This is a genomic window from Candidatus Chlorohelix sp. (assembly GCF_037138995.1).
GTDB lineage: Bacteria > Chloroflexota > Chloroflexia > Chloroheliales > Chloroheliaceae > Chlorohelix.
In genome coordinates this window covers 24413-45931 of sequence record NZ_JBAXHI010000031.1, presented here as the reverse complement: position 1 = coordinate 45931, position 21519 = coordinate 24413, and the positions used below count along the sequence as shown (strand labels likewise).

The window sequence follows — 21519 nt, the reverse complement described above, 5'->3', positions numbered from 1 at the left end:
CACATTCCTGACCGTCACCGCGCCCTCGCTAAAAACAGGCAATTGCCGCTGCACCAGTTCCGCTGGCTCAAGCGTAAGACTCATATCGGACGTGGGGCGATTGGTAACAAGGAAGATTTCGTCCTTATGCTCTGCTACCAACCCCAGTAAGCCCGCCACAAGGCTGCCAAGTGAGCCTGCTCCAATAATTGCGACTCTCATCCTATTAATACCCAATGGCGGCGCTATCAGCGCGGGGGTCTGCCCCACCCATCAATAGCCCGTTTTCCTGATTAATCACAATGCCCTGTGCATAGCCCATAGCGGAGTTCCACGCGCCCACCCGCTGGATGGGATGACCCAAACGCGACAACGCCCCTAGCACACGCGGAGAAAAGCGCGTTTCCACCTGCAAACCTTCCGATTGGTCGGGCATGCCCTTGCCATGAATCCAGCGCGGGGCTTCAATCGCCGCTTGAATGTTCATCCCGAAATTAATCAGGTCGGTATAAACCTGTAAATGAATCTGAGGCTGACCATCACCGCCCATTGTTCCAAAGATAATTTCGGGCTTCGAATTGCGGAAAGCCATCGAAGGAATGAGGGTGTGCATGGTACGCTTGCGAGGCGCGATGCAGTTGGGATGGGCTGGGTCGAGCGAGAAATACGCGCCGCGATTCTGCAATTCGATGCCCCATCCCGGCACAACCAACCCCGAACCCACACCCATATAATTGCTCTGAATCAGCGAAACGGCATTGCCCTTGCCATCAGCCGCACACAGGTAAATAGTGTCGCCTTCAAATGAACCGGGAGCAATGCTTACCATCGGCTTTTGCGAGTCAATCAGGGCGCGGCGCGTGGCTATGTAGTCCTCATCCAGCAAACGCTCAGGCGCAACCTTCATAAAAGCGGGGTCGGTGATGTAAGCAGCGCGGTCGGCAAACGCCAGCTTTTTAGCTTCCACCATATAATGAATCGCTTCGGGAGTAGTGAATTTCTTACCAAGTTCCAGCCCTTCCACCAGTTTAAGCATTTGTAACGCGCTCAAACCATGCGTATTGGGCGGCATTTCGTAAATGGTATAGCCGTGATAGCTGATACTCAGGGGGTCAACCCACTCGCCCTGATGCTCCGCCAAATCTTCCAGCGTGAAAAGTCCGCCCTCTTTCTCCGAGAACTCCACTAAGGCGCGAGCAATTTTGCCCTTGTAGAAAGCGTCCCGCCCCTTATCCCCGATTTGAGTCAAAGCATGGGCTAAATCGGGCAATTTGAGGATACTGCCTTCGGCTGGAGCTTTACCATCTGGCGCATACACAGCACGCCAAGAGTCGTGACGCCACGTCTGTTTCAAGATATTTTCAAGGGCGACATGCAAATTCGGACCTACTCCAAAGCCCTTTTCAGCATAGCGAATAGCCGGTTTCAGCACCTTATCCATACTCAACTTGCCGAAGCGGTCAATCGCCATTTGCCAACCGTCCACCACGCCCGGAACGGTTACAGGCAAGATACCCCGCTGAGGCATAACTTCATGCCCGTTTGCCTTGAACCAATCCGGCGTTGCTGCCGCCGGAGAACGCCCACTACCGTTCAAACCGTAAAGCCCATCGCTTTTCGCGTCATAGATGAGCATAAACAGGTCGCCGCCAGTACCGCACCCATGCGGTTGTACTACGTTCAGAACGGCATTGGCAGCAATTGCGGCATCAATCGCGTTTCCGCCTGCCTCCAAAATGCGAACGCCTGCCATCGCCGATAAATAATGCGGCGAACTGACCAACCCGCTACGCGCCAGCGTTACAGACCTACCCTGCGCCATTTCTGAGATGCTCCCATTTTAAAAAAGGGCGCATCGAACCGCGCCCCTACCCACGAACCGCCAGACTACGAATGCTGCCCCATCAAAGCCGCGCCTACCACTCCAGAATAGTCTCCAAGTTTGGCGCGTACAATATCAACTATAGAAGCGGCAGAAGCTAAAGACTCGTGCTTGGCTTCGTCTAAGGTGTACTCGAAAAACATCTCGACCGCTTCTATCAAGCCGCCGCCCAGAATGATACGGCGAGGATTGTAGAAATTGATAATCGAGGAAAGACCCAAACCCAGAAACTCCGCCGCTTCGGTCAAGGTATTTATCACCAGCGCATCCCCCGCCTGTACCGCTTGTGCGATAACCTTGCTGCGAATCGCTACGCTAGTGGCAATAGTAGGGTCTGCAATACCTTCTGCCGCCAGCAATTCGGTCAGAATGCTGCGTTTACCGCGCTTTAATTCACCCAATAAAGTGCGTGTAATGGCGGTACGGCTGCTATAGGCTTCCAGATGACCACGCCCTCCGCACCCGCACAAACGCCCTTCCGCGCTTACCACAATATGCCCGATTTCTCCGGCAGTACCGCTCGAACCTCGATACAACTTGCTATCATGTACAATACCGCCGCCAATGCCAGTACCGACAAAAACGCATACGAAATTATCAAAGTCGCGTCCCGCCCCATAATGTAATTCGCCCAATGTGGCTACTTCCACATCGTTGCCCAAGCGCACCGAACCCTTAAAGCGGTCGGCGATGATTTTGGCAAGCGGGTAATTAGGAGGCACACCCAGATTAGGAGCCGCTATTAAAATGCCCTTTTCGCGGTTCACTTGCCCTGCCGCTCCTACGCCCACTGTTATAGGGCGAACGTTTTCGGGCAATTTCGCCAAACTGAGACAATCCTCAATAGCGCTGATAATTCGTTTTCCTAAATCTTTTTCCTTGTTACCGACCGTTCTTTTCTTAGCGCTGGCAATAACCTCGCCACTCTCAAGGTCAACTACCGCTGCCATAATCTTAGTGCCGCCAACGTCAACGCCTATTCCATAGCGTTCTGACATTTCAATTCCCTTCCCCGTGAATAATTTAGTACCATCTTCGCCAACTTCTAGTAATTTAAATAATACCCTAACGGTCAGTTCCCGGCAAGTTGATTTTGAGGGGCAGAAAGACTATAATATCTCTTTGGTTTAACAATTCCGGTGGCTCTTGTTTTTTGTATGATTACATATTCTAAAATTCGCGCCGGAAATAGCTTATATTAAATTTTTTGAAGGGAGTAGATGATCTAAAATGGGCGCACTACCCAAATACAAACGTTCACATAGCAAGCAGGGTCGCAAAAGAGCGCACCACCATCTCGATGAATTGCAGCTTGTAACTTGCGATAATTGTGGTGAACAACGCCTTCCCCATACCGTCTGCAAATCCTGCGGATATTATAAGGGCGAACAGGTAATTCAGACACGGCAAAAAACCAAGGTTTAGTTTTGGAACGATTCCGGCGCGGCTAAAATTGTCGCGCTATCCTTACTCACTGCTCAACTATCCTAATATTGCTCGAACCGCTTTTTTATTTAATGAGGAAGTTAAATGACCCAGAGCATGTACTACGGGGCAATTACGGGTTGGGGTCGGGGTATTCCTGCGCGAATTCTCACCAACCATGAACTAGAGCAAATAGTTGATACTAGCGATGAGTGGATTACTACCCGCACTGGGATTCGCCAAAGGCATATCCTAAGCGAAGGCGAATCGAATTTAGATATTGCGCTGGCGGCTTCAAAACAAGCGTTGGCACAAGCCGGAGTAGAAGGTAAAGACCTTGATTTGATTATTGTTGGTACTTGCACCCCCGATTTTCTTTTCCCTTCCACCGCTTGCCTGTTGCAAGAAGCGTTGGGCGCAGTTAACGCAGGGGCGTTTGACCTAGAAGCAGCCTGTAGCGGCTTCATCTATGCTCTTAGCGTTGGCACACAATTTATCAAAACCGGAGCATACCAGCGCGTGTTGGTGCTAGGCTCGGAAACCGTCACCCGCTTTATAGATTTTACTGATCGCAATACCTGTGTTCTATTTGGTGATGGGGCGGGGGCAGTGGTGGTGGAACGCAGTACCGAAAAAAGCGGACTAAGCTCGTTCAAACTGGGCGCGTATGGCGCGGGCGGGAAATTGCTGAACATCCCGGCAGGGGGTAGCCGCACACCGCCCAACGCCAAAACCGTCCAAGAGCGGCAGCACTTCGTAAAAATGCAGGGTAGTGAAGTTTATAAATTGGCAGTGCGGGCGATGGTGGACTCCAGCCTTGAGACGCTAGAACGCGAAGGCTTGACCATTGCCGATGTAGATTTGCTTATCCCGCATCAAGCTAATATTCGCATCATCGAAGCAGTAGGCAAACGCCTTGAGCTTGACCCCTCTAAGGTTTGGGTAAATATCCATAACTACGGCAATACCAGTTCTGCCTCTATCCCCATTTCTATCAACGAAGCCATAGAAAGCGGAAGATTGAAACGCGGCATGAAATTGCTGGTGACAGCATTTGGAGGCGGGATGACTTGGGCAAGCGGGCTGATATACTGGTAAGAGGGGTTTAAACCCCTTGCCTAACTTTGAGGAGGATGGTTACAACTTGGCAATCGGAACAGAGGCGGTCGCGTGGGTATTCCCCGGTCAGGGGTCACAGACAGTCGGTATGGGGAAAGAACTTGCGAGGCACTACCCGGAAGTGGCGCATTTGTACGCCGAGGCGGATGCTACGCTCGGCTTTTCTTTGTCCCATTTATGTTGGGAAGGATCGGACGAGCTTTTGACTCGCACCGACCACGCGCAACCCGCTATTCTGGTGACAAGTCTGGCGCATCTGGCGGTACTACGCCAAAATTATCCCGAAGTTATAGGCAACTACCCGCTCTTTGTGGCAGGGCATAGTCTGGGCGAATATACCGCGCTGGTATCGGCGGGCGCGTTGTCATTCGCAGATGCGGTAAAACTGGTGCATCGACGCGGACAACTGATGAACGAAGCAGGAAAGGGCAATAGCGGGATGGTGGCAGTCATTGGCGGCGATGACGCTTTGCTGGAACAGCTTTGCGCCAAGAGTGGAGCAGAGATGGCGAATTATAACTCGCCCGGACAGACCGCCATTAGCGGCACAAAAGCGGCTCTGGCAAGTTTCACCGAACTGGCGAAAAGTAACGGCATTAAAAAGGTAATACCCTTGCCCGTCAGCGCAGCTTTCCACAGCAGCCTGATGCGCCCAATGGCAGAAGAATTGAGAAAAGCAATCGCGCAGGTGGAGTGGGTAGAGGCGAAGATTCCGGTAATCAGCAACGTCACCGCTAAAGCCATAACCGAAGCGCAAGCCATTCGCGAAGACTTAGCGCTGCAAACTTACAGCCCGGTGCGTTGGGTCGACTCGGTGCGAACGATGACAGCAAGCGGCGCAACCCGTTTCGTGGAAATCGGACCCGGCAAGGTACTGAACGGACTGATTAAGCGCATCGAAAAAGAGGTAGAATTGGTTAACTCGGATGATATTCTCAAATAGGAGCGGGAGATGAATCTGGAAGGTAAAGTCGCGCTAGTAACAGGCGGGAGTAGGGGTATTGGGCGTGCGGTAGCATTGAAATTGGGCGCGTTGGGCGCGAAAGTAGCAGTAAACTATCGGGGCAAGCAGCAAGAAGCGGACGAAGTGGTAGCCGCCATCAAAGCATCTGGCAGCGATGCCATAGCCCTGCAAGGCGATGTTTCGGTGGCTGCCGAAGCGCAAAAGCTGGTAGAAGAAACCGTCAAAGCCTTCGGGCGACTGGATATTCTGGTAAATAATGCCGGAATCACCCGCGACCAACTTATGATGCGGATGAGCGAGACGGATTGGGACGCAGTGCTAGATACAAACCTGAAAGGCTCGTTCTTGCTAACCAAAGCTGTGCAACGCACCATGCTAAAACAGCGTTACGGACGTATCATTAACATAACCTCGGTCATAGGGCAAATGGGCGGGGCAGGACAGGCTAACTATAGCGCAGCTAAAGCCGGATTAATCGGTTTGACCAAATCAGCAGCACGCGAACTGGGAAGCCGCAGCATTACCGTAAACGCTGTTGCGCCCGGCTTCATTGATACCGATATGACCGGGGTATTATCCGATGAAATCAAGAAAAAGGCATTAGAACAGATACCGTTGGAGCGTTTCGGCAAACCCGAAGATGTCGCCGAAGCGGTTGCCTTCCTTGCCGGAGATGCCGCCGCGTACATTACAGGGCAAGTATTGGCAGTGGACGGAGGCATGGTGATGATGTAGATGGTGGTGTACCTCGAACATCAGGAAAATAATGTATAATACGTGATTATGTTCACAGATGAGGTCTTTTTGGCTGGAACAGTTAGAAAAGACAAGAGCTTGAGCCTCTTGCTTGGCAAAAATTTGAGTGTTATTAGTATAGCTTATCATCAGCTAAGGGTAGTTAGAGAAAAACTAAACAATTAATACCCCCAATAAAACGGTAAAAATGTTCAAAAAAATCTTAATTGCTAATAGAGGCGAAATTGCTTTAAGAGTGGTGCGAGCGTGTCGCGATTTGGGTGTCCCATGCGTGGTGGCATATAGTGAGGCAGACCGCGATTCGCTGGCGGTGCGCTTCGCAGACGAGGCAGTTTGCGTTGGACCGGCACAAAGCGCGAAAAGTTATTTGCATACGCCCTCAATCATCAGCGCGGCGTTGATTACCGGCGCAGATGCACTTCATCCCGGCTACGGCTTCCTAAGCGAAAACCCCTACGTAGCAGAAATCTGCGAACGAGTAGGCATTACCTTCATCGGACCAAGCCCGGCGGTAATGGAGAAAATGAGCGAGAAAACGGTAGCTCGCAAGCTAATGCAAGATGCAGGATTGCCAGTTACCCCCGGTTCGGAAGCTTTACCAAATCTAGATGTAGCAAAACGCATAGCTGCCAAAATAGGTTACCCTGTGATGCTCAAAGCGTTGGCTGGCGGAGGTGGGCGCGGCATTCGCGTCATCGAAAACGAAGCAGACCTAGAACGGGTCTTCCCGCTGGCACGCGCCGAAGCAGAAAAAGCTTTCTCCAGCGGTGAACTGTACCTAGAGAAATATATTGCCAAACCGCGCCACATCGAAATTCAAATACTGGCGGATAATTATGGTAATGTAATACATCTGGGCGAGCGCGATTGCTCAATCCAGCGGCGTTACCAGAAAATTATGGAAGAAGCCCCCGCACCTAACCTTTCCGAAGAATTGCGGGAGAAAATCGGCGCGGCAGCGGTGCTAGGCGCAAAGTCAATCGGCTACGCCAACGCTGGTACAATCGAGTTCCTGCTCTCCAACACAGGGGAGTTCTACTTTATGGAAATGAACACTCGTATTCAGGTAGAGCATGGCATAACTGAAGAAGTCACCGGAATAGACCTTGTAAAGTGGCAAATCCGTATCGCCGCAGGTGAACGCTTGACGCTCTCTCAAAAAGACATTAAAATACAGGGACATGCAATAGAATGTAGAGTTAACGCGGAAGACCCTGCAAATAATTTCCGCCCTGATGCAGGTACAATTCATTTATTTGTGCCGCCGGGCGGTCCCGGCATTCGCGTAGATTCCCATCTATACAGCGGATACACTGCGCCAGCTTACTATGACAGCTTACTGGGGAAAATAATTGCCAGAGGAAGCACTCGTGAAGAAGCGCTCACGAGATTGGAACGTGCCTTGCACGATACGGTAGTAAGTGGCATAAAAACCACCATCCCGTTCCAGCTAAAAATACTAGGCGATGCGGAATATCGCGCCGGGCGGGCATATCTGGATTTTGTAGATAAGAAAATGAGTGGGGGCTGGTAAAACCAGAGCCTATGAGTACAAACGGAAATCCTGAAAAGAAACTCGGCACCGTCAAGGTAGCCCCGAATGTGCTTGAAACCATCGTTTACGCCGCTGCCGCTGGTGTAGCAGGCGTGCTTCGATTGGGAAACGCCCCTCAAAAACGCCTCTTCAATCGAGAAGGCAATGATGGGGTCAAAATAGAAATAAAAGAGGGCGCAGTCAGCGCAGACCTGTATATCGTGGTAAGCCGTGAAGCGAATATGCTACAGGTCGGGAAATTAGTACAAACTGATGTTTCAAAGGCAGTGCGCTACATGGTAGGCATGCCGGTTGAACAAATCAACGTGTACATTCAAAATGTTGAATAACGGTAGTAAAGGGGCATTTGGTACAACTGGACAGGCTTAATGAAAAAATGCCAAGCTTGAGAAGGTTAGCGCGTACTGTGGCTTTGCAAACCCTCTTTGAGGTGGATGTAACCCTACACGATGCCGATGAAGTAATAGCGCGGCATGTGGAAGATGGAACACTGGAAGAGGGGGCTGTTAAGTTTGCTAGGCAACTGGTAAAAGGCGTTATCGGCAACCTAGATAAATTGGATAAAATCATATCCTCGAATGCTCCAAGCTGGCCTATGGATCAGATGGCTAAAATTGACAAGAATATTCTGCGTCTTGCAATTTTTGAAATTCTATTTAATAATGAAGTTCCGGTAAAAGCTGCAATCAACGAAGCAATTGAGCTTGCCAAAAGCTTTGGAAGTGATAGCAGCAGTCGTTTTGTAAATGGCGTCCTAGGAACTATCGTTTCAAAGGACATTCGTAACACTATGAATCCTGTGTGAGCGCCGCCATGCGCCACTAAAAGTTACAAGCGTGATTTTTGTCAGGAGGATAATAATTAAAGTGACTCGCGTCAACAGCAGAGGGAGGTGAGTAAGTATGGCAGCAACCGGTGCAATATTCGATAAACTCAAAGACATAATTGTTGAGCAACTTGCGGTAGATGCAGAAGATGTAACAATTGAAGCCTCTTTTATTGAGGATTTGAATGCTGACTCCCTTGATTTGGTTGAATTGATTATGGAAATTGAGGAAAAGTTTGGTATCCAAGTTCCTGATGAAGTAGCCGAAAAAATCGCTACTGTAGGAGATGCCGTAGATTATATCCAGGAACACCAAGAATAATTAAACCCAACCGCGAAATCATTCTTAGGTTCGGTAATTGTGTAGGGTGGGGGCGTACCGGTTAGTGTTGGCATAATCCGAACCGGTATAGCCCTTATTTTTATACAAGATTTATAATTTATCGGTTAAAATGTTACAAATATTTGCATCTGTACTCAGAGCTTGGTATAATCGCCCTTTGTCAGACAAAAGATTCTATTCACAGGAGTATAACTTTGGGTGGCTTTCTAAACGTAATTCAGCTTATCCTAGCTATTTTCATAGTCGTACTGATATTACTGCAAAGCAAAGGCAGTGGCATTAATAGCTCGGCAGCGGCTGACAGCAGCAAGATTTTCAGCTCACGGCGTGGCTTTGAGCTACGGCTTTTCCAATTTACTATTGTATTTTCGATTATTTTTGCATTAGTTGCGCTGTCAAACAGCCTGATTAAGCAATAAAGGATCTGGCTTTTGGTTAATCGACTACGGCTTCAGGTTTTTGTAGCTGGAGTCGGCTTCCTTGCTATTGCAGTGTCGCTGGCTTACTTCTTGCTGGCAGTACCACGTTCTTCTACGCCAGCGCAGGGTGGGACATATGTTGAAGGGTTGGTGGTAGATGGCATTCCTGAAGTTGCCCTTAACCCCCTCTTACAAATTAACGACCTTAGCCGCGATATTTCCTCATTGGTGTTTACCGGATTAACGCGCAATGAGGCAGATGGTACCGTTAAAGATGATATAGCCGAAGCTCACTATGACCTAGAAGGCGGCAAGGTTTGGGAGTTTTACCTTCGCCATGATGTTTACTGGCAGGACGGTTTCCCCGTTACAGCCAAAGATGTGGTTTTTACTGTAAGTGTGCTTAAAAGTGACGATTTTGCCAATTTTAGCCCTTCTGCACGCGCTCTCCACGATATATGGAAAGACATAGAAGTTGACCGTTTGGGTGATTACGGGGTACGCTTCCGCTTGACCCGTAGTGTGTGGACACCTTTCTTGAATTACACCAGCGTTGGTCTTTTGCCTGAACATCGCTTGAGAGCAGTACCAGTAACAGAATTACGGCGTGCCGAATTTAACCAAACCCCCATTGGTACAGGTCCTTATCGCCTTCAGAAAAACGGTATTTCAGCAGATAGCGTTACTTTGCAAGCAAATCCTTTATACTATGGTCAAAAACCTTATCTCGAAAAAGTCTGGTTCCGCTTCTACCCCAGTGCAAGGGCGGCTCTAACCGCTCTCGAAACCAATCAGGTAGATGGTATTTCTTCAGTCTCGCCGGAGGATCAGGCAAAAATACTCAAACGTACAGATATACGCGAACTAACCGCTCCTTATGCTGCTAATACTTTCCTTTTCTTCAACCTTGATAGAGTTGACCTTTTCGGGCAGAAAGAGGTCAGGCAAGCAATTACGCAATCAATAGATCGAGAAACACTGGTGAAGGAAGAATTTGCGGGGCAAGCAGTAGTCAGTAACTCACCTATCCTGAGTTTTTTGTGGGCATATAAAGCAGATTTAAAAACCTTCGGTTTTAACCCTAGCACAGCACGAAATTTGCTCGATCAGGCAGGCTGGAAATTAAATCAAGAAAATATTAGAGTAAAAGATGGGCAAACCCTGACTTTTACTTTGCTTATTGGCAGTACCGATGAACAATTGATAGCTGAACAAATCGTTTCAAACCTGCGCGATGTTGGAATTGTTGCAGCGGTGCGGCTCTCGGCAAGCCCTAGTGAATTTATAAATGATTTGGACAAGCGGCGTTACGATGCTGTTTTACTCGCTACAAAAGGGGTGACTAACGACCCAGATGTGTTCCAAATTTGGTCTAGCTCTGGAGTATTTAACTATAGCAACTGGAAAAATGATAAAGCAGACCGCTTGCTAGAAGAAGCTCGCCAAATTTTGATACAGGATGAGCGCAAAAAACGCTATGACCAGTGGCAAGATTTGTGGATAGAGGATTTACCAGCAGTACCATTATATTACCAATTATATACCTATGCTGTCAGTGAGCGTGTGCAAGGGTTGGATAATACCAAACTAAAGGTAGTTAATGAGACTAGTGATCGCTTGAAAGACATTGCCAATCGCTATGTGCTTAGTAACACAAGGTTTGGAAATTAGGTTCAGTTAAAGCGTAGTCATTTAACGTTTTATTTTCAACTTGCCCTTAGCACTATCCTAATATATCGCTATCCGTGTACTACTTTATCTTGCTATAGCACTATATGTATCTCCTAATTCTTTGCCGCTCTCCACTTCTTCCGGTTCACCCTCGATGGTGACTTGCGGAATCCAGTCCAAAAAGCGAGGAATGTACCAATTCATCTCTCCCAGCAATTTCATCGCCGCCGGTAATAAAATACTACGGATAATTGTAGCGTCCACAAAGACTGCAACTGCCAAACCTAACCCCAATTGTTTGATTATAATGATACGCAAGGTGACAAACACTGCAAATACTACTACCATAATTGCCGCTGCGCTGGTAATGACCCCGGAGGTAATACTGATGCCCTTTGCTACTGCTGCATCCGATGACATTCCCCTGTCTTTTGCCTCTTTGATACGGGTCAGAATAAACAGATGATAATCCATACTTAACCCGAACAGGATGGTGAAAAGGAAAAGTGGCACAAAATTCTCGATTACTCCGGTTGGTTGGAAACCAAGTTGGTCACTAAACCAGCCTTCTTGAAATACCAGTACCAATACACCATAGGATACTCCGGTAGATAGTAGGTTTAGAATAATGGCTTTGATAGGTATTATCAGCGAATGGAATGCTACCAATAGTAAGATAAAGCTCAATCCTAGAACGAAAATAAAGATAAGCGGTAGTGCATCCATGTAAAGCTTGGTGGTATCTATTGTAAGGGCAGCAGCCCCGCTGACGAGCGCAGTAGTTCCCGGCAAGCTTCCAAAGTAACGTGGTATAAGCTCACTACGAACAGACATTACGATGTTTTTATTGAATTGGTCATTGCGATTACCCGACATAATGAGGCTGAGACGCAACGCCTTGCCGTTTCTAGAAAGCGATTTATCTACCGGACCGTTGAGACCATTTACTTGTAACGCGGCTTCGGTGAAAGTCTCAATAGCCTGTTTGGTTTCAGGCTTATCGGCGTTTGTAATTACCACATTCATTCTTAGGATTGTACCTTGCGGCCATTTATCCGCTAACAAATGGATTGCCTGAACGCTATCGAGTGAATCGGGTAAGCCATCCAACCCGTTATTCCCCAATTTAAATTGAAATAGCGGTAGCGCCAAAGCTACCAGTACCACCGTAACAACGCTGACCATAATTAGCGGGTGTCGCATTACCCGGTGAACCAATTTGCTCCAAAATCCGCTTCCCTCATCGTGTTCTCGCCCAAAATAAGGGAGGCGACCCCAATTTACGCCGTTGCCCAATAACGCTAATACCGCCGGAATAAGAGTAAAACTACCGATTACCGATACCAGCACAACCCCAATAGTAGCAATTGCCATAGATATAAAAGTGGGAATGCCGATTAAGAACAGCCCTGATAGCGAAATAATTACTACCATCCCGCTAAAGAAAACTGCACGCCCGGCGGTACCGCTGGCTATTTCGATTGCGGTAAATTTGTCGCGCCCGCGCCTACGTTCTGCTCGGTAGCGCGTAATTATGAAAAGCGAATAATCAATACCAACTGCTAAGCCCATTAGCGCTATCAGTTGAGAAGTATTAGAGTCAACTCCGTTTATGGTATTGCTATAAATCGCCAAGATTCCGAAGGCAGCCATCAGTGATGAAATTGCCAGAAATAATGGAATTAACGCCGCCGCGAAAGTGCCGAAGGCAACCAATAAAATTAAGAATGTAGCCGGAATAGTAATTTTTAACGAGCCATCCAATTCATGGGCAGCTAATTCGAGAGCCTCGTTATTGATTATAGTAGAACTGAAAAAAAATACTTTGAACTCACTACCTTGATTGGTGAGTTGATTCAGGAGAGGGCGCACTGCACTGATTTTTTTCTTAACCAACTCGCGTTCACCCTGAATCGTTGCCTGAATACGACCAGCACTCCCATCCACACTGTATAAACCAAGCAAAGGCAAAGCGGTAGTAGGGTCAACTACCTGAGAAAAAATAGCAACTGGTATCCCGTCCTGCAAATAGGTAGCGTTACGCAATGCAATAACCACAGTTGCAATTTTAGCTTTAAATTCAGGGCTGGTTACTTTAAGATTGGGATGATTGATTATGCCGTAAAGCGTTTCTGAAGCTTCACTACCACCATTTGCATCAAAAACCGAACCCGCGCGAATTGAATCGAGTTTTTCAAGTCCTACATCATCGGTAATACCATAAGTCCTAGTACCTACCAATTGCCCAATGACAAATAAACTGCCACAAATGAGCAACCAGAGAATAATAACAGGCAATTTATGTCTAGCACACCACATACCTATCCGCACAGTAAAAGACCGCTTGCCTTTTGCGGACACAGCCACAGGAATACTCATCTATTTCAACTCCTTTTTGCCTTAACGTGCAGGTAAAACCCTTTTTTTAATCATAATCTCAGATATAGCTTAAGTAAAGCTTATTATTTATTTTCAATATTACTATCATTAATAAAAATTTACGCTACTAAAGTACTATAAAGTTTGTAGGATAATATAGCAATTAATTCTTATTTTATAAATCATACTATGTTATTAACTCAGATTAAGCGCTAAAATATAATTATAAATTTTATACAGACACAGGGTGAGTCGCGTTTACTTTTCTCTGGAAGCGTACTGGGTTTATAGAGTTTTGAATCATCTAATTAAATTTGGCATGATGTTAAGTGAATTTGCTATAAACGCCCTCACCAAAAGTGACATTAGGGTAAAATAAAGGAAAGAGGTCTATGTTGGACGCGCAATGGAATAATAACACAAAGCTTAAGGTTGGCAATGGAATTGCGTTACGAGAATTTAAGCCCCAGATTTTATCCAACGATACGCTAGACCAACCGGCTAGAAAGCGTGGGCGAAGATCTTTAGCAGAATTGAGGGCTTCCAAAGGCAGTAACTTAATTCAAATTTTTGTAGAAACAGGAAAAACAGAAGCAAATTCACTGGGTAGTAGGGTTAAACTAGTACGAAGACGGCTAGGATTAAGCCAGCAAGAACTTGCCGGCTCCGAATATGTAGCCAGTTATATTTCCGCAATTGAAAGAGATAAAATCCATCCCTCTCTTAAAGCTCTACAACTAATTGCAAAAAGGCTGGGCGAACCTGTAGAATTTTTCCTGTACGGTGGGTATGGGAGCAGCAGCATGCCGGAGCGGGAAGATAATTACAACACCTCCGAATTGAGTTTGGCTACTGCCCTTCGCGATAAATTATTGGAAGCACAAGCACTAATTGAACGTGCCGGGCAATTTGGTGATTTGGAAAAAAGCAATGAGCTAGTTCAAGCAGCGCAATTGCTGGACGACCTACCACGTCATCAGCTTTCTGAATATGATCGCACTCAATATTTGAAGCTAGTTGGTCTGTTGAATCTAAACCACAGAAATCTTGAAGACGCTCGTTCTGCTTTCGAAGAAGCTGCGCTACTTGCTCAAAAAACCGCGCAACTAGCGATACTTTCAGAAATCAAGAATCTAATTGGGAATCTTCATTACTTGCGTAAACAGGTTGATCAGGCTTTGTTGCACCACCGCGATGCTTGGAAAATTATCTGCGATAATGTTAACTTGATAGAGCCTGAACTTAAACTTCAAGTTTTGTGTAATCTAGCAAATGATTATCTCGTACTCGGCAGACAGGAGGAATCCTTCAACACCTTCAAAGAAGCGCTAAAATTTGAAGAAAAGGTATCATTAACATCACAGCGGGCGCAAATTTACAGTAATCTAGCAGACTCTTACCGGGAACGAGGCGATTTGATTCGCGCTCGAAATTACACGGCAATAAGCCTGAATTCCTTCCGCCAGATAAATCAGCGGCGCGAAATGCTGAGACTCAGCGGAGATGTGGGCGACCTCATGGCGACTAGTGGGCGCGAAGAAGAAGCGGAAGCGATACTTAGCGAGACAATTTCGCGCAGTCAGCATGATACCAATCTTAAAGGTATTGACCTAGCGCTGGCTAATATGTCACTTTCGTGGTTACGTTTGCGTCAAGGTCGAATTGATGATGCCCGTCAGTTGGCAAGCATCGCCATTGAAGAAGCCCACAACGTTGGAGATTTAGTAACCGAAGGCAAAGCCCTCAAAATTGCCGCCGACATTGAGATTCGTCTTGGGAATGAAGATGAAGCACGTCATCTCTTTGAAAAGGCAATATTAACTCTTGAGTTATTAAACCTACCATTTGTGCTTGGCGACATTTACAAAGCTTATGGCGAAGCGTTAGAGAATTGGGGGGATTTTGCGTCCGCAGTTAACTATTTGAAAAAGGCTTATGAATCTAAGCGTTAGCCTTTAAATACTTTCTCTAAAAATGTGCTGATTACTGGCGCCTGATGTTCCGACTCTAGCAGAAATGAGTCGTGACCATTGGGCGCTGTTATATTTATGTATTCCACGTAGCGCCCTGCATCACGCGCCGCCCTTGACATAAGCTCGCTTTGGTAGGAGGGATACAGCCAATCGCTGCTAAAACTGATGAATAGATAAGCAGCGTTTGTATTGGCGAATGCCTCTGTTAGGCTGCGCTTGCCGCGTGCCATATCGTAATAATCCATAGCGCGTGTTATGTATAAATAAGAATTGGCATCAAACCGCCGATTGAAAATCTCGCCCTGATATTGTAGGTAACTTTCCACTTCAAAATCTATATTAAAACTAAAGCTATAATCATCTTTCTGGCGCAACTGTCGCCCGAATTTGTACTCCATTGACTCTTCGCTTAGGTAGGTTATATGCCCTAACATACGTGCTACCGCCAAACCATTTTCGGGGCGAGGTTGTCCCGGTTCGTAATAGTTACCGCTGTTCCAATTCTGATCCGCCATAATTGCGCGTCGCCCGATTTCGTTCCAAGCTATACCTTGTGCAGTTAGACTTGGAGAAGTGGCAATCGGCAAAGCAGACCGGACACTTTCGGGATATAACTGACACCATGCCAGCGCCTGCATCCCCCCCATACTGCCGCCTACAACCGCCAAGAGGCTATCTATACCCAGATGCTCAACTAGCTTTTTTTGAACTCGTACCATATCCTCAATAGTTATAATCGGGAAAGCTAAAGCGTAGGGCTTGCCTGTGTCAGGATTAATCGAAGCGGGTCCGGTAGTGCCTTTGCAACCACCCAACACATTAGAACAAATAATATAGTAACGATTGGTGTCGAAAGCTTTGCCGGGACCAACCATAATTTCCCACCAACCCAACCTGCCATCTTCGGCATGTATGCCGGCAGTATGTGAATCACCCGTAAGGGCGTGGCAAATCAGGATAGCGTTAGAATGCGCCGAGTTCAATTGCCCGTAAGTTTGGTACGCCACTGTGATAGGTCCAAAATTTTGCCCACTTTCTAAACGCAAGCCTTCGTTTGGACTGCCGAAAGTATAGAATTGTGTATTTACTATACCGAGAGGACTAGTTCTAACTTTCGCCACCGGGATGTCTCCTCATTAAAAATAGAACCGGCGAGGGGTGCCGGACTTAGCGCGAAGTATTATATCACAGGATTTTGCCGTTTGTCCCAATATAAAATTCCTTATGAGAAAAATTTGCGTGACTATAATTAAATTTTAACCTGCCCGTTAACCTCAATCCCTTATAATTGGGTTAATTATGGATTTGTAACCAAGTTTTATGACATTGATTTCCATAGCATCGATATTTTCAAGATTTGATTCCATTAACCGTTCATTTCAATTGAGGAGTGAAATATGTTGCATCCGGTTTGGTTTATTGTACCCTCATTTATGATTTCCAGCCTACTACTGTTGGTGTGGAGCGTTAGCCTTTTGAGGCAGAAATATTCTATAGGTCTAGTTTTTATCACGGCAGTGGTATTGGCTGAAACCTTTGAAAATATAGCTTTTGGAATTGGGCTTTTCAATGACCCCGGAGCTTTGCTGGAAATATTGCACCGGATTCGCTACCTGATGCACAGCTTGCTTCTACCTACATTTGTAATCGTGGCTTTTGAGTTAGCTTATCGTAATGGCGCAAAATTAAAGAAACTGACACCCTATGTTTATAGAAGTACGCTGCTAATCAGCTTGGTTTGGTCGGCTATAGACCTTTTTGTGCCTATTGAGCCAACAATTGTTGGGCAATTAGTACGCTATACTGCTTCCGACAATGCACCGATTTGGATGGTGGCTACCGGTCCGGTGGTTCTTGCCTTTATTGTGCTAAGTCTAATTGCTTCCGGCGCATACCTCTGGCGCAGGCAAAATCCGCCATGGCTCTTTTTGAGTGCAACTGTTATGTTTGTAGTTTCCGCCGCAACCGCCAAAAATGAATACTTTTGGGCTTACGGCAACGTGGTGGAAGTGCTGTTGCTGGCAAGTATGTTAGAGGCAGAACGCAAATTGGCGCACTTCCCTGTTATTGATAGAGCAAAAGCGCGCATTCCTAGCCTTGAGCAATAGTAAACGCGCTTTTACCGGATACTTCTAGTTAGATGAACTGTTCAATGCCTGATTCAGATCGAAAATGATGTCTTCCACCGTCTCCAGACCGATTGAAAGGCGAATGAAATCGGGCGTTACACCAGTAGCCTGTTGCTCGGCTTCGCTCAATTGCTGGTGCGTGGTGCTGGCAGGGTGAATTACCAGTGATTTGGCATCACCCACGTTCGCTAACAAGCTAAACAGCTTCAGCTTGTCGATAAAGGAGCGTCCTGCGTCGAGACCGCCCTTGATACCAAAGCCAATAATCGCGCCATAGCCGTTTTTATGGTACTTGGTAGCAATATTGTGGCTGGCATGGCTTTCCAAACCGGGGTAATTTACCCAAGTGACGTTAGGATGTTGCTCAAGAAATTGGGCGACTTTCAGCGCATTTGAACTGTGGCGCTCGACCCGCAAAGGCAGCGTTTCCAATCCTTGCAGGAACAGGAAGCTGTTAAAAGGGCTGACAGCAGGTCCTAAGTCACGCAGCAATTGCACTCGCGCTTTCAGGATGTATGCCGGCGCACCCAAATCTACGAAGCGCAGTCCATGATAGCTATCGTCCGGTTCGGTGAAGCCGGGGAATTTGCCGTTACCCCAGTCAAATTTACCACCGTCCACAATAATACCGCCAATGCTGGTTCCATGACCGCCAATGAACTTGGTAGCAGAGTGTACCACAATATCTGCACCCCATTTCAACGGCTGAATCAGATAAGGGCTAGGCAGCGTGTTGTCAATTACCAACGGGATACCGTTTTCGTGAGCTATATTGGCTACCGCTTCAATATCTAGCGTATCCAACTTCGGATTACCCACCGTCTCGGCGTATATTAGCTTGGTATTAGGTTTGATGGCGGAGCGGAAGTTTTCAAGGTTGGAGGGATCAACGAAAGTGGTTTCAATGCCCATCTTCGGGAGAGTGTGGTGAAACAGGTTGTAAGTACCACCGTAAAGGCTGGCAGACGACACTATGTGATCGCCGGAATTGGCAATGTTCAAAATTGCCAGAAACTCGGCAGCCTGTCCGCTGCTGGTAGCCAACGCTCCCACTCCACCTTCTAGTAAGGCGACCCGCTCTTCAAAAACGTTGGTGGTGGGGTTCATAAGTCGGGTATAGATATTACCGAACTTACGAAGCGCAAAAAGGTCAGCGGCATGTTCGGTATCGTTAAAAACGTATGAACTAGTCTGGTATATCGGTACGGCACGAGAGTTGGTAGCTACATCTACGGTTTGACCGCCATGCAAAGCGATTGTTTCAAAACCTAATTGTCTTTCGTTCTGGTCTGACATAAATTATTATTCTCCTCTACAGGTTCCTAACACTAACGAAAAATCCGAGCTTTTTGACCTTTAGAATTTGAGTATACCTGATTCTAGCTGTGTCTTCATCTTTATTTCGTTTCCGCTGATGCGCCTTCTGCGAAGGGGTCTCCTTTGAACTCAAATCATAAACATGATTATCTTTATCTGTTTCGTCAGGATAATATAAAGAAGCCAGTTTGTCAAGCTTAAACGCATTCGGGGACAGGGAAAATGCGTTTAGCTCAAATTTATCACAGCCAGATAGAGCAAGTGCATCTATTTAAAGTAAGGCTAGGTTCACTATAAGGTCATTAGAGAGGGCATCTATTTTCAAACGCTTTTTCCCATGCCCTACGCCTACAGCTATCAGGCTGTAGGTATTGACTAGATTTATAGATAGTTTATGTTGGAAATCCAATCGACAATTTTTGGTTTTACGGTGAGCGCGACTGAGGGGCAGGCTTGCCCTGCGCTTGAGCGGGTTACGGCGGAGCAATCGCTTACCTTATCCAATTTTCGTTGGATTTTGGCAAGGTTCTTCTGGGTTTTACGGTAGCAGCGTGGGTTTTCAACCTGTTCCACGTTACTCAGATTGGCGAAATGTTCCAATCCAACATCAATACCGATAGCACAGCCGTGATGATACTGGAGCGTTTCTATCTCAGATTCAACCGAAAAGACTACAAACTAGATGTTACCGGCTTCACGTTTGTTAGTACAGGTTTTGACCTTGCCTAATACTTCTCAGTGAAACTTGACCTTTATTGTACCAATTTTGGAGAGGGTCAGTTTAATAGGGCAGGGCGGTTGCAAGGTCGGTATTTCAATGTCAACGCGCCAAGAAAATTAACCCGTTAGTCGCCCTTCTAACGATTGCCCTTGTGCGAAGTTGCTCTGTCAACCGATTTGTGCCTCCCAAAGAGGGCGTGTCGAACCACGCCCCTACAAAATCACCTCGCGCCCTTGCCCAAACCCCTTTGAGAGCCGTTTTATAGAGGACAATTTCTTTCTTGCAACCGCTCTGTTTAATAGGGAAGAAGGCTCTGGTATTAATCAATTTAGTTGCTAAAATAGGGAAGTATCTTCATTTTATGGCTACAAATCGACCTAAAGTGGGACTACAACCTCACAAATGTTAATAAGCCTTTAGCTAGTGGGAGTTGTCACCTTTTTTCCCCGCCAAAGATTCGGGATAGCAACCCTTGTTTTGGTTCATCCAGATTTAAAAACGGTACGCTTTCACCCATCAAACGGCGAGAGATGTTCTGAAAGGCTTTACCCGCTCTGGACGTATTATCAAAGATTACCGCTTCACCTCGGTTAGTGGAAATCACCACCGATTCGTCTTCTGGCACAATACCGATTACCGGTACCGCTAGAATTTCCTTTACATCTTCTACGCTCATCATATCGCCCCGTTTCACCATCGCCGGTTTCAGTCTATTTACAATCAACTCAGGCGTGGGGAGTTCGGCAGCTTCGACCAATCCGATAATGCGATCGGCATCGCGAACAGCAGAAACTTCTGCTACGGTAACAATCAAAATACTATCTGCGCCCGCAATCGCATTCCTAAAGCCCTGTTCAATTCCCGCCGGGCTATCTACCAGCACATAATCAAATTCTAGCGCAAGTTGGCGGCATATATCTGCCATCTGAGCAGGGCTAACCGCGTTTTTGTCGCGAGTTTGAGCGGCTGGTAATAGGCATAGATTATTGGTGTGTTTGTCTTTTATCAACGCCTGACGCAAGCGAGCGCGACCTTCTACTACATCTACAAGGTCATAAACAATTCGGTTTTCCAGACCAAGAACCACATCCAAGTTTCGCAAACCGATATCGGCATCAACTACTGCCACTTTCTTGCCAAATTGTGCCAGCGACATGCCTAGATTGGCAGTGGTAGTAGTTTTTCCTACCCCACCCTTGCCACTGGTGATTGTGATAACCTTACCCGGCATAAATTATATCTTTCCCCTGTGAGGCGTTAAATGCAATTTCCCAAGTTAGCCAACTATTTTGTACCAATGTTCTGATTTTGTCAATTTTCATTTTCGATGCGGCTTCCATTGCTCAATTACAATTGAGCCGTTGTTGACTCTAGCAATTTCTGGATAATAATTACGGGAATGAGTTTCGGGAGCGCGTGCTAACACCTCCCCGATACGCAATAGGGATGGGGTTAGTTGTAGGGCGCAAACCACCGATTTCTGTTCAGTAGTAACGCCCACTCCCGCTTCAATAACACCGCGCACGATGCCCCACACTATTACGTTTCCACCCGCTATGATTTGCGCCCCCGGATTTAAATCCCCTAGCAAGCAAATATCGCCATGATGTTTGAGAAGTTGACCGCTACGCAAGGTGCGTCGCACAAACAGAGCTTCGGCGTTATCAAAGGGTACGGCATTAGTTTCACGTTCAGGTTGATGCGGCAACCGGGTATTTTCGCGGTTGGGCAGAAGAAATTCTATTCCAACACGGCGTGCTACGCTACGGGTGGAATTAGAGCCGCTGATTATCTTCTCCAATTTGATTTCGTGGCGTGCCATCAAGCCCTGTAATAGTTCCAAATCAGATTGGTCAACCTCGCGTCTGCCCAAATCTACAGAAGTGTGGGCGCGTAAAAAGAATTTTCCTGATTGTTCTAACCTGCCTTCAAGTTCATTGAGCAATTCAGAAAATAGGTATTCCTCATCATCCAGAAGCCTAACCAGCAAACCGCCCGCATTACCTTTAATCGTTACGGCGGTATTTTTTTTATCACTGCCGGGTGCCATATTTCACCTCA

23 protein-coding genes are annotated in these 21519 nt (G+C 46.8%); 13 read left to right on the top strand and 10 right to left on the bottom strand.

Going from position 1 to position 21519, the window contains the following annotated elements; genetic code table 11:
* The 3 genes from WCK19_RS13635 to WCK19_RS13625 form a co-directional block, all read right to left on the bottom strand.
* On the bottom strand, window positions 1-201 hold a 201-nt coding region (locus tag WCK19_RS13635), incomplete at its 3' end, for a hypothetical protein (RefSeq protein WP_342397938.1).
* A 4-nt stretch (window positions 202-205) separates the two neighbouring features.
* The gene (gene ggt / locus WCK19_RS13630) at window positions 206-1801 is read right to left on the bottom strand and encodes a gamma-glutamyltransferase (protein ID WP_342397937.1); all 1596 of its coding nucleotides are present in this window, start codon (window positions 1799-1801) and stop codon (window positions 206-208) included.
* Between the two features lie 65 nt (window positions 1802-1866).
* Entirely contained in the window at window positions 1867-2859 is a 993-nt protein-coding gene (locus WCK19_RS13625; RefSeq protein WP_342397936.1) for an ROK family protein, read from the bottom strand.
* 232 nt (window positions 2860-3091) lie between these two features.
* On the opposite strand from WCK19_RS13625, the gene rpmF reads away from it, so the two are divergent.
* The 10 genes from rpmF to WCK19_RS13575 all read left to right on the top strand — a co-directional run bounded on the left by rpmF (window position 3092) and on the right by WCK19_RS13575 (window position 10939).
* On the top strand, window positions 3092-3286 hold the full coding sequence (gene rpmF / locus WCK19_RS13620) for a 50S ribosomal protein L32 (protein WP_342397935.1): 195 nt from the start codon (window positions 3092-3094) through the stop codon (window positions 3284-3286).
* 105 nt (window positions 3287-3391) lie between these two features.
* Window positions 3392-4384: a beta-ketoacyl-ACP synthase III gene (locus tag WCK19_RS13615; protein ID WP_342397934.1), complete on the top strand. Its 993-nt coding sequence runs from the start codon at window positions 3392-3394 to the stop codon at window positions 4382-4384.
* Between the two features lie 16 nt (window positions 4385-4400).
* A complete protein-coding gene (gene fabD, locus WCK19_RS13610) occupies window positions 4401-5348 on the top strand; it encodes an ACP S-malonyltransferase (protein ID WP_342397933.1) in 948 nt (315 codons plus the stop codon).
* Window positions 5349-5357: 9 nt separating this feature from the next.
* Window positions 5358-6104 (top strand): 3-oxoacyl-[acyl-carrier-protein] reductase, encoded by a 747-nt coding sequence (fabG, locus tag WCK19_RS13605; RefSeq protein WP_342397932.1) that lies wholly within the window; start codon window positions 5358-5360, stop codon window positions 6102-6104.
* 208 nt (window positions 6105-6312) lie between these two features.
* Window positions 6313-7659: an acetyl-CoA carboxylase biotin carboxylase subunit gene (accC, locus tag WCK19_RS13600; RefSeq protein ID WP_342397931.1), complete on the top strand. Its 1347-nt coding sequence runs from the start codon at window positions 6313-6315 to the stop codon at window positions 7657-7659.
* Between the two features lie 11 nt (window positions 7660-7670).
* Window positions 7671-8009 carry an Asp23/Gls24 family envelope stress response protein gene (locus WCK19_RS13595; RefSeq protein ID WP_342397930.1) on the top strand — a complete coding sequence of 113 codons (339 nt, stop codon included), beginning with the start codon at window positions 7671-7673 and terminating at the stop codon, window positions 8007-8009.
* 47 nt (window positions 8010-8056) lie between these two features.
* The gene (gene nusB / locus WCK19_RS13590) at window positions 8057-8485 is read left to right on the top strand and encodes a transcription antitermination factor NusB (RefSeq protein ID WP_342397929.1); all 429 of its coding nucleotides are present in this window, start codon (window positions 8057-8059) and stop codon (window positions 8483-8485) included.
* A 97-nt stretch (window positions 8486-8582) separates the two neighbouring features.
* A complete protein-coding gene (gene acpP, locus WCK19_RS13585) occupies window positions 8583-8828 on the top strand; it encodes an acyl carrier protein (protein ID WP_341470416.1) in 246 nt (81 codons plus the stop codon).
* Window positions 8829-9043: 215 nt separating this feature from the next.
* Window positions 9044-9268, top strand: a complete 225-nt coding sequence (gene secG / locus WCK19_RS13580) for a preprotein translocase subunit SecG (RefSeq protein ID WP_342397928.1) — start codon at window positions 9044-9046, stop codon at window positions 9266-9268.
* 12 nt (window positions 9269-9280) lie between these two features.
* Entirely contained in the window at window positions 9281-10939 is a 1659-nt protein-coding gene (locus WCK19_RS13575; protein ID WP_342397927.1) for an ABC transporter substrate-binding protein, read from the top strand.
* A gap of 84 nt (window positions 10940-11023) precedes the next feature.
* On the opposite strand, the gene WCK19_RS13570 is transcribed toward WCK19_RS13575, so the two are convergent.
* Window positions 11024-13318: an MMPL family transporter gene (locus WCK19_RS13570; RefSeq protein WP_342397926.1), complete on the bottom strand. Its 2295-nt coding sequence runs from the start codon at window positions 13316-13318 to the stop codon at window positions 11024-11026.
* Window positions 13319-13710: 392 nt separating this feature from the next.
* Between WCK19_RS13570 and WCK19_RS13565 the strand changes: the two genes are divergently transcribed.
* The gene (locus WCK19_RS13565) at window positions 13711-15270 is read left to right on the top strand and encodes a helix-turn-helix domain-containing protein (RefSeq protein ID WP_342397925.1); all 1560 of its coding nucleotides are present in this window, start codon (window positions 13711-13713) and stop codon (window positions 15268-15270) included.
* On the opposite strand, the gene WCK19_RS13560 is transcribed toward WCK19_RS13565, so the two are convergent.
* Window positions 15267-16412: a homoserine O-acetyltransferase gene (locus tag WCK19_RS13560; protein ID WP_342397924.1), complete on the bottom strand. Its 1146-nt coding sequence runs from the start codon at window positions 16410-16412 to the stop codon at window positions 15267-15269. The two genes, WCK19_RS13565 and WCK19_RS13560, sit on opposite strands and share 4 nt — an antisense overlap.
* Window positions 16413-16688: 276 nt before the next feature.
* Between WCK19_RS13560 and WCK19_RS13555 the strand changes: the two genes are divergently transcribed.
* Window positions 16689-17399 (top strand): hypothetical protein, encoded by a 711-nt coding sequence (locus WCK19_RS13555; RefSeq protein WP_342397923.1) that lies wholly within the window; start codon window positions 16689-16691, stop codon window positions 17397-17399.
* A gap of 24 nt (window positions 17400-17423) precedes the next feature.
* Here WCK19_RS13555 and WCK19_RS13550 read toward each other — a convergent pair whose 3' ends face one another.
* Complete coding sequence (locus WCK19_RS13550; protein WP_342397922.1) at window positions 17424-18716, bottom strand: homocysteine synthase; 1293 nt, start codon at window positions 18714-18716, stop codon at window positions 17424-17426.
* 292 nt (window positions 18717-19008) lie between these two features.
* Window positions 19009-19224, bottom strand: a complete 216-nt coding sequence (locus WCK19_RS13545; RefSeq protein ID WP_342397921.1) for a hypothetical protein — start codon at window positions 19222-19224, stop codon at window positions 19009-19011.
* A gap of 23 nt (window positions 19225-19247) precedes the next feature.
* Here WCK19_RS13545 and WCK19_RS13540 point away from each other — a divergent pair, with 23 nt between their 5' ends.
* Window positions 19248-19466, top strand: a complete 219-nt coding sequence (locus WCK19_RS13540) for a hypothetical protein (protein ID WP_342397920.1) — start codon at window positions 19248-19250, stop codon at window positions 19464-19466.
* Between the two features lie 91 nt (window positions 19467-19557).
* Here WCK19_RS13540 and WCK19_RS13535 read toward each other — a convergent pair whose 3' ends face one another.
* The 3 genes from WCK19_RS13535 to minC all read right to left on the bottom strand — a co-directional run bounded on the left by WCK19_RS13535 (window position 19558) and on the right by minC (window position 21508).
* Window positions 19558-19785, bottom strand: a complete 228-nt coding sequence (locus tag WCK19_RS13535; protein ID WP_342397919.1) for a hypothetical protein — start codon at window positions 19783-19785, stop codon at window positions 19558-19560.
* Window positions 19786-19891: 106 nt separating this feature from the next.
* Window positions 19892-20689, bottom strand: coding sequence for a septum site-determining protein MinD (gene minD, locus WCK19_RS13530; RefSeq protein WP_342397918.1), 798 nt, complete (start codon window positions 20687-20689; stop codon window positions 19892-19894).
* An 87-nt stretch (window positions 20690-20776) separates the two neighbouring features.
* A complete protein-coding gene (minC, locus tag WCK19_RS13525; RefSeq protein WP_342397917.1) occupies window positions 20777-21508 on the bottom strand; it encodes a septum site-determining protein MinC in 732 nt (243 codons plus the stop codon).
* Between the last annotated feature and the right edge of the window lie 11 nt (window positions 21509-21519).

What these genes read in the sequence shown, in the direction of transcription:
- ggt (WP_342397937.1), bottom strand. Translation starts at nt 1,801, where the DNA reads ATGGCGCAGGGTAGGTCTGTAACGCTGGCGCGTAGCGGGTTGGTCAGT.
- WCK19_RS13625 (WP_342397936.1), bottom strand. Translation starts at nt 2,859, where the DNA reads ATGTCAGAACGCTATGGAATAGGCGTTGACGTTGGCGGCACTAAGATT.
- rpmF (WP_342397935.1), top strand. Translation starts at nt 3,092, where the DNA reads ATGGGCGCACTACCCAAATACAAACGTTCACATAGCAAGCAGGGTCGC.
- WCK19_RS13615 (WP_342397934.1), top strand. Translation starts at nt 3,392, where the DNA reads ATGACCCAGAGCATGTACTACGGGGCAATTACGGGTTGGGGTCGGGGT.
- fabG (WP_342397932.1), top strand. Translation starts at nt 5,358, where the DNA reads ATGAATCTGGAAGGTAAAGTCGCGCTAGTAACAGGCGGGAGTAGGGGT.
- accC (WP_342397931.1), top strand. Translation starts at nt 6,313, where the DNA reads ATGTTCAAAAAAATCTTAATTGCTAATAGAGGCGAAATTGCTTTAAGA.
- WCK19_RS13595 (WP_342397930.1), top strand. Translation starts at nt 7,671, where the DNA reads ATGAGTACAAACGGAAATCCTGAAAAGAAACTCGGCACCGTCAAGGTA.
- nusB (WP_342397929.1), top strand. Translation starts at nt 8,057, where the DNA reads ATGCCAAGCTTGAGAAGGTTAGCGCGTACTGTGGCTTTGCAAACCCTC.
- acpP (WP_341470416.1), top strand. Translation starts at nt 8,583, where the DNA reads ATGGCAGCAACCGGTGCAATATTCGATAAACTCAAAGACATAATTGTT.
- WCK19_RS13570 (WP_342397926.1), bottom strand. Translation starts at nt 13,318, where the DNA reads ATGAGTATTCCTGTGGCTGTGTCCGCAAAAGGCAAGCGGTCTTTTACT.
- WCK19_RS13565 (WP_342397925.1), top strand. Translation starts at nt 13,711, where the DNA reads ATGTTGGACGCGCAATGGAATAATAACACAAAGCTTAAGGTTGGCAAT.
- WCK19_RS13555 (WP_342397923.1), top strand. Translation starts at nt 16,689, where the DNA reads ATGTTGCATCCGGTTTGGTTTATTGTACCCTCATTTATGATTTCCAGC.
- WCK19_RS13550 (WP_342397922.1), bottom strand. Translation starts at nt 18,716, where the DNA reads ATGTCAGACCAGAACGAAAGACAATTAGGTTTTGAAACAATCGCTTTG.
- minD (WP_342397918.1), bottom strand. Translation starts at nt 20,689, where the DNA reads ATGCCGGGTAAGGTTATCACAATCACCAGTGGCAAGGGTGGGGTAGGA.
- minC (WP_342397917.1), bottom strand. Translation starts at nt 21,508, where the DNA reads ATGGCACCCGGCAGTGATAAAAAAAATACCGCCGTAACGATTAAAGGT.